This window comes from Massilia sp. HP4 (assembly GCF_005222695.1).
Lineage (GTDB): Bacteria > Pseudomonadota > Gammaproteobacteria > Burkholderiales > Burkholderiaceae_D > Telluria.
In genome coordinates, this window is the sequence record NZ_STGG01000056.1 from 1 (window position 1) to 7,336 (window position 7,336).

At 64.5% G+C, this 7,336-nt stretch carries 7 protein-coding genes; 2 read left to right on the plus strand and 5 right to left on the minus strand.

Features of this window, described 5'->3' with window-relative positions; all coding sequences use genetic code 11:
* The 5 genes from corA to glnA all read right to left on the minus strand — a co-directional run.
* Positions 1–934, minus strand: a 934-nt coding sequence (gene corA / locus E8M83_RS20745) for a magnesium/cobalt transporter CorA (RefSeq protein WP_137175257.1), incomplete at its 3' end; no start/stop codon positions are given.
* A gap of 65 nt (positions 935–999) precedes the next feature.
* Positions 1,000–2,499: a nitrogen regulation protein NR(I) gene (gene ntrC, locus E8M83_RS20750; protein ID WP_137175258.1), complete on the minus strand. Its 1,500-nt coding sequence runs from the start codon at positions 2,497–2,499 to the stop codon at positions 1,000–1,002.
* Between the two features lie 63 nt (positions 2,500–2,562).
* Positions 2,563–3,666: a nitrogen regulation protein NR(II) gene (glnL, locus tag E8M83_RS20755; RefSeq protein WP_170976879.1), complete on the minus strand. Its 1,104-nt coding sequence runs from the start codon at positions 3,664–3,666 to the stop codon at positions 2,563–2,565.
* Complete coding sequence (locus E8M83_RS20760; RefSeq protein ID WP_137175259.1) at positions 3,663–4,172, minus strand: DUF4124 domain-containing protein; 510 nt, start codon at positions 4,170–4,172, stop codon at positions 3,663–3,665. The genes glnL and E8M83_RS20760 overlap by 4 nt, the downstream gene beginning before the upstream one ends.
* 172 nt (positions 4,173–4,344) lie before the next feature.
* The gene (glnA, locus tag E8M83_RS20765) at positions 4,345–5,760 is read right to left on the minus strand and encodes a type I glutamate--ammonia ligase (RefSeq protein ID WP_137175260.1); all 1,416 of its coding nucleotides are present in this window, start codon (positions 5,758–5,760) and stop codon (positions 4,345–4,347) included.
* 304 nt (positions 5,761–6,064) lie between these two features.
* On the opposite strand from glnA, the gene E8M83_RS20770 reads away from it, so the two are divergent.
* The gene (locus tag E8M83_RS20770; RefSeq protein WP_137175261.1) at positions 6,065–6,520 is read left to right on the plus strand and encodes a rhodanese-like domain-containing protein; all 456 of its coding nucleotides are present in this window, start codon (positions 6,065–6,067) and stop codon (positions 6,518–6,520) included.
* The gene (locus E8M83_RS20775) at positions 6,517–7,236 is read left to right on the plus strand and encodes a hypothetical protein (protein WP_137175262.1); all 720 of its coding nucleotides are present in this window, start codon (positions 6,517–6,519) and stop codon (positions 7,234–7,236) included. Before E8M83_RS20770 ends, E8M83_RS20775 begins: the two co-directional genes overlap by 4 nt.
* Positions 7,237–7,336: the final 100 nt, after the last annotated feature.

Here is a 7,336-nt window from a genome sequence, read left to right on the forward strand (position 1 = left end):
GGTAAGCACACACCCCCACCATGGTCAGCAGCGCCAGCGGATAGCCCCACTTCCATTTCAGCTCGGGCATGAACTCGAAGTTCATGCCCCACACCCCGGCGAAGGCCGTGAACACGGCGAAGATCGCGGCATACGAGGCCAGCTTCTTACTGACCTCGTTCTCTTCGATCGCCACCATCGACAGGGTCACCTGGATCGCGGTATTGATCGTGTCACGCACCGCGTCCAGGCGGCCGGCGATGCGGTACAGGTGGTCGTGCACGTCGCGGAAATAATCCTGGGTCTCGACCACCACGCCCGGCACCCTGCCGCCGTACAGGCGCCCAACCGCGTCCATCAGCGGCACCACGGCGTGGCGCAGGGTCTGCGCCTTGCGCTTGAGCTCATACAGGCGCTCGACGTTGGCGCGCTGCTTGCCCTGCATGCCGAAGATGTGGTCCTCGATCGATTCGAGCTCGGATTCGAGCATGTCGACCACCGGGAAATAACGGTCGACCACGGCGTCCACCAGCGCATACAGCACGAAGCCGGCGCCCTTCTTGAGTTGATGCGGCTCGCGCTCGGCGCGGGCGCGCACGCCCAGGAAGCCCTGGTTGGCGTCGCGCCGCACCGACAGCACATAGTTCTCGCCCGCGAACACGGCCAGCTGGCCGACGTTCAGTTCGTCGCCGGCCAGTTCCACGATCTGGACCACGACGAACAACGAGTCGCCGTATTCCTCCAGCTTGGGGCGCTGGTGGCCGCGCAGCGCGTCTTCGACCGCCAGTTCATGCAGGCCGAATTCCTCTTGCATCAGGGTGATGTCGGCGGGGGCCGGGTCGCGCAGGGCGACCCAGACGAAGGTGTCGTCCTGTTTCAGGTATTCGCTGATATCCTCGACCGGGATATCGCACAGTTTCTTGCCTTCCTGGTAGGCGACGCAGTTGATCAGCATTGAGGTGAACAGTAAGACGGGCGATGCAGGAGCTTACACCACCCGCCGTCCTTTTCACTACCACCCTATTCTTCGCGCGCGCCGTCGATCCCCAGTTCCACGATCTTGCGCGTGATCGTGTTGCGCCCGATCCCGAGCCGCATCGCGGCGTCGTTCTTGCGCCCATGCGTGTGCTTGAGGGCCGTGCGGATCAGCGCCGATTCGAACTGGCGCCCGAGGATGTCCATCACATCCATCTGGCCGGCGCTGAGCATGCCGGCGGCCTGCAACTCGAGCAGGCCGATCCAGCCTTCGGGCAGCGCGGGCGCCGCCGCGGCCTGCATCACGATGCCACCGGCGTTGGCCACAGGCAGCGCGCCCGCGCCTACGACGCCATCGGACACCGGCACCGGATTGGTTCCCTGCGGCGCCTGGCCCTGGGTCAGGTCGCGCGGCAAATCCTTGATCTCGACCGTCTGGCCGGGCGCCATCACGGTAATCCAGTTGCACAGGTTTTCCAGCTGGCGCACATTGCCCGGCAACTCGAGCCCGGACAGGAAACGCATCGCCTGCTCGCTCATGCGCTTCGGTTCGACGCCCAATTGGTGTGCGCTCTGCACCAGGAAGTGGCGCGTGAGGATCGGAATGTCGTCACTGCGCTCGCGCAGCGACGGCAGGCGCAGGCGGATCACGTTCAGGCGGTGATACAAATCTTCGCGAAACAGGCCGTCGCGCACGCGCTGCTCGAGGTTCTGGTGGGTGGCGGCGATCACGCGCACATTGGCTTTTACCGGCTGGTGGCCGCCGACTCGGTAGAAGTGGCCGTCGGACAGCACCCGCAACAGCCGCGTTTGAAGATCGAAGGGCATGTCCCCGATCTCGTCGAGGAACAGCGTGCCGTCCTCGGCCTGCTCGAAGCGGCCGCGCCGCATCGCCTGGGCCCCGGTAAAGGCGCCGCGCTCGTGGCCGAACAGTTCAGACTCCAGCAAGTCCTTCGGGATCGCGGCCGTGTTCAGGGCGATGAAGGGTTGCGCCGCGCGCGGGCTGTGCTTGTGCAGGGCGCGCGCCACGAGTTCCTTGCCGGTGCCCGATTCGCCCGTGATCAACACCGTCACATTCGATTGCGACAGGCGGCCAATGGCGCGGAAAACTTCCTGCATCGCCGGTGCATGGCCCAGGATTTCGGGCGTCTCGGCCGGCGGCGCCTCGACGCTGGCTTCGCGCAGGCTTTCTTCCAGCGCGCGCCGGATCAGCGCCACTGCCTTGTCGATATCGAACGGCTTGGCCAGGTAGTCAAAAGCCCCGCCCTGGAACGAAGACACCGCCGAATCGAGATCCGAAAACGCGGTGATGATGATGACCGGCAGGCCGGGATGGCGGGCCTTGACAGCCTGCAGCAGGTCGATGCCGGATTCGCCCGGCATGCGGATGTCCGATACCAGCACCTGCGGGGTATCGGTTTCAAAGGCGGTCAGGGCCTCGCGCGCGTTGGCGAAGCTGCGGGTTTCCAGGCTTTCGCGCGCCAGGGCCTTCTCGAGCACCCAGCGTATCGAGGCGTCGTCGTCGACAATCCAGATTGGTTTCATGTATTCGTGCTTCCCGCAACATGGATTCAATAAGGGACTGGCCGGCGCCCTGTCCGCCCGCGCTTATGGCAGGGGCAGCAGGATACGGAAATCCGTCAGTCCAGGCCGGCTTTCGCACTCGATCACCCCCAGGTGCTGCTGCACGAAGGTTTGCGCCAGCGTCAGCCCGAGGCCGCTCCCGCCGTCGCGCCCGGATACGAGCGGATAAAAAATGCGGTCGCGGATATCGGGCGCGATGCCCGGTCCATTGTCGATGATATGCAAGTCTAATGCCAGCCCGTAACGGACCTTGGCCAGGGTGACCTGGCGCGCCACCCTGGTGCGCAAGATAATCTCGGCGTCGCCCGCCGCCATGCGGCTGGAAAGCGCCTGGGCGGCGTTATGGGCGATGTTCAGCACCACCTGGATCAGCTGCTCGAAATCGCCGCGGAACTCGGGAATCGAGGCATCGTAATCGCGCCGGATGGTGAGCCCTTGCGGGAATTCGGCCAGGATCAGGCTGCGCACCCGCTCGCACACCTCGTGGATATTGACGTCGCCGACGATATGCGGCTTGCGATGCGGCGCCAGCAGGCGGTCGACCAGGGTCTGCAGGCGGTCGGCTTCCTTGATGATCACCTGCGTGTATTCCTGCAGGTCGGCCAGGTGGTGCGGCGGCAGCTCGAGTTCGAGCAGCTGGGCCGCGCCGCGGATCCCGCCCAGCGGGTTCTTGATCTCGTGCGCCAGGTTACGGATCAGTTCTTTATTCGCCTGGCTCTGGTCGAGGATACGCTCCTCGCGGTCGAGCTTCAGTTGCTGCACGTTCTCGCGCAGCTCGATCAGCAAGCTGCCGTCGCCCAAGGCGCTGACGATGCTGTTCACGTGCAGCGGTTCGCGCCCGCTGCGCTGCAGGGTCAGGTCCTGGCGCAGGTCGGCGTATTGATGGGCCAGCGCCTGGCCGATCAGGGACGCCAGCTCGGCGCCGTTGATGAACAGCTCGGGCAGGCGATGGCGCTGCAGCGACTTGAGCGACAGCTCCATCAGGTTCTCGGCGGCGGCGTTCGCATACAACACCTCACCCTGGGCGCCGGTCAGCAGCACGGCCGAGGCCAACAAGTCCAGGCCGGCATAGCGCGCCGAATCGCCTGCATCGAAGGCGGGAGCGTCGTTCAAAGGTGGCAGGGTCATCTGATATTGCCGATCTCGCGCCGCAGCGCTTCGATATTGCGTTCGGTGCGGCTGATCTCGTCGCGCATTGAGGCCACCCGTTCCTGGTATTTGGCGTAATTGCGCTCATTGCCCTGGCGCTCGGGCTCGCCGTTGTTGAAGCTCTTCTTCAGGTCGGCCAGCTTGCGCTCCTCGATGCGCAGCTCGTCGCCCAGGATCTCGCGCCGCTCGTCGTCGCGCGCGCGCTGCACGACATTGTCCACGCGCGGGAAGCTCGACGGCGTGCTGCTGGCGGCCGGGCTGGCCGCGCCGGCGCCGCCGCCGGACGAGCGCGGGGCCGGGATCGGGGCCGAGGCAGCCGGCGGCGAACTGTAGCCGGTGTCGATCAACTGGCACTTGCCGACCTTGGTGTCGGTGTACAGCGGGCGGCCGTTGGCATCGGTACAACGGTAGATCTGCGCCTGCGCGCAAGTGCACAGCAGCAGCGCGAAGACAGCGACGGCACTCTGGAAAACGATGTTTGTCATTCCTATCACTCGGTAGCGTGCATCGATTGAAGATGCATTGTAGTCGCGCCCGACTATACCCGAAGCAACAAAAAACGCGGGGAAAGCCATGGCTTTCCCCGCGTTTCATGGCATCGCCGTCAACCTTGGCGATGCGTAGGCACAACAACTTGCCAGGCTGCTTATAAGCCGATCACGACGAGTAGTACATGTCGAATTCAGCAGGGTGCGGGGTCATGCGCAGACGCTGCACTTCGTTCATCTTCAGCTCGATGTAGGCATCGATCATGCTGTCGCTGAACACGCCGCCGCGGGTCAGGAACTCGCGGTCCTTGTCCAGGGCTTCCAGTGCTTCCTCGAGCGAGGCGCACACGGTCGGGATCAGCTTGTCTTCTTCTGGCGGCAGGTGGTACAGGTCTTTGGTTGCCGCTTCGCCCGGGTGGATCTTGTTCTGGATGCCGTCCAGGCCGGCCATCAGCAGCGCCGCGAAGCACAGGTAGACGTTGGCCAGCGGATCCGGGAAGCGGGTCTCGATGCGGCGGCCTTTCGGGTTCGCCACGTGCGGGATGCGGATCGAGGCCGAACGGTTACGGGCCGAATACGCCAGCTTGACCGGGGCTTCGTAGCCAGGCACCAGGCGCTTGTACGAGTTGGTGCCAGGGTTGGTGATGGCGTTCAGCGCGCGGGCGTGCTTGATGATGCCGCCGATGTAGAACAGCGCGGTTTCCGACAGGCCGGCATAGCCGTCGCCGGCGAACAGGTTCTTGCCGTCTTTCCAGATCGACTGGTGCACGTGCATGCCCGAGCCGTTGTCGCCGTTGATCGGCTTGGGCATGAAGGTCGCGGTCTTGCCGTAGCTGTGGGCCACGTTCCAGATCACGTACTTCATGTTCTGGGTCCAGTCGGCGCGCTCGACCAGGGTCGAGAACCTGGTGCCGATTTCATTCTGGCCGGCGCCGGCCACTTCGTGGTGGTGCACTTCGACCGGGATGCCCATCGATTCGAGGATCAGCGACATTTCGGAACGCATGTCCTGGAACGAGTCGACCGGTGGCACCGGGAAGTAGCCGCCCTTGACGGTCGGACGGTGGCCGCTGTTGCCGCCTTCGATTTCCTTGTCGGTGGCCCACGACGACTCGTCCGAGTCGATCTTGACGAAGCAGCCCGACATGTCGATCTTCCAGCGGATCGAGTCGAAGATGAAGAATTCTGGCTCAGGACCGAAGTAGGCGGTGTCGCCGATGCCCGACGATTTCAGGTAGGCTTCGGCGCGCTTGGCGATCGAGCGTGGATCGCGGTCATAGCCCTTGCCGTCCGACGGTTCGATGACGTCGCACTGCATGAACAGCGTGGTCTCTTCCATGAACGGGTCGATATTGGCGGTGTTCGGGTCTGGCAGCAGGAGCATGTCCGAGGCTTCGATACCTTTCCAGCCGGCGATCGACGAACCGTCGAAAGCGTGGCCGGATTCGAATTTGTCCAGGTCGAAGTGCGACACCGGGACCGTGACGTGCTGTTCCTTGCCGCGGGTATCGGCGAAGCGTAAATCAACGAATTTGACTTCGTTGTCCTTGACCAGTTGCATTACATCTGCGGCGGACTTTGCCATTCGGAATCTCCTAATTGAAAAAAGGATGTCGAGTCATGAGAATCGACAACTTGCATCATCATGAAGCATAAAGCGTGCCAAGTTATCTGCCATGCTGTCGCATGAGGGTATGCGCAAATCGTTCTTGGGAGGCGAGCCAGTTTACCCATAAAATCGCATCGATCGGCAGGGTTGCCGAAAGAATTATGTTCAGCCCGCATGCACCAACCCGGTGCAAACTGGCGCCAACGCACCATTCCAGCGCAGGATACACTGATCCATGATGGTGCAGCGCCGGAGCATGCCCAAAAACGGAACAATACAAATGACGACAGAAAACATTCTCGAGCTTGCGCGCCAGCGCGGTGCAGGCCAGCCATATGCCGGCGCGGTGACGCCGCAAGAGGCGTTCGAGCTGCTGCGCCAGGACCCCAAGGTCAAGCTGGTCGACGTGCGCACCAATGCCGAGCGCGACTGGGTAGGCCGGGTCGCCATTCCCGACGGCCAGCATGCGGCGGTGCAGTGGGCCACCTATCCGGGCGGCGTGCCGAACCCCGATTTCGGCGCCCAGCTCGAACGGGTGGCGCAGAAGGACGAGACCTTGCTGTTCCTGTGCCGCTCGGGCGTGCGCTCGCGCCACAGCGCGCGGGTGGCGACCGAACTCGGTTATGCAAACTCCTTCGACATCCTCGAAGGCTTCGAGGGCGACAGGGATGGCGAAGGCCACCGCAAGACGGTCGGCGGCTGGTGCAAGGCGGGATTGCCGTGGGTAGGGGCATGAGCGAACCGATGGAACGCCTGGTCACGGCGCGCGAGCTGGCCGACCAGGGGCAGTACGACGCGGCGCTGCAAGAACTGGCCTGGTTCCACGAGCACGCATTGGAACAGGATCCCTCCCTGGCCGGTGTGCGCCGTTCGTACGCACTGGCCGACTGGGCGGTGCTGGCCGAGGCCCACCCGCCGGCGGCAGCAGCGCTCGAGGCGGTACGCGAACGCAATGTCGCCGCCCTGCTCGCCGGCCAGGGCAACCGCGACGGGCTGCTCGACGTGATCTCGATCGACCACGCGCTCGACCAGCCGGCGCGCACGCGCGACCTGTTCCTGCAACTGGAAAGCGTGGCGCCGGCGCTCGCCGCATCCTGCGTGCGGGTGGTACTGCCGCAGGTGATCGCCGCCGGCGACGCCGAACTGGCCGAGCGCCTGATGCCGAACCCGGACGAGACGATCCGCCAGCACGCCGAGTACCTGATGGATGCGTTCCGCGAGCGCCGCAAGCGGTTTGCCAGCGCATCGAGCATCCCGGCCGAGATCCACAACTACGTGCAGGACGTGAACGCGGTGCTGGGCGTGTTCGCCGCCCGTGGCCGGCAGGCCGAGGTGCGGCGCCTGCGCGAGCTGGCGGTGAACGCGATTCCCGCCACCACGTTGCGGCGCGAAGTGCGCGCCTCGCTCGCGCCAGGCGCGCGGCCCTGGTTCGAACGCGGCACACCACGGTAGGGTTGGCGGCTATGCCGCCGACGCGGTGATGGTTAGCGGCGAGATCATCCGGCGCGAAAACGGAACCGATAACCATCACCGCGTCGGCGGCGAAGCCGCC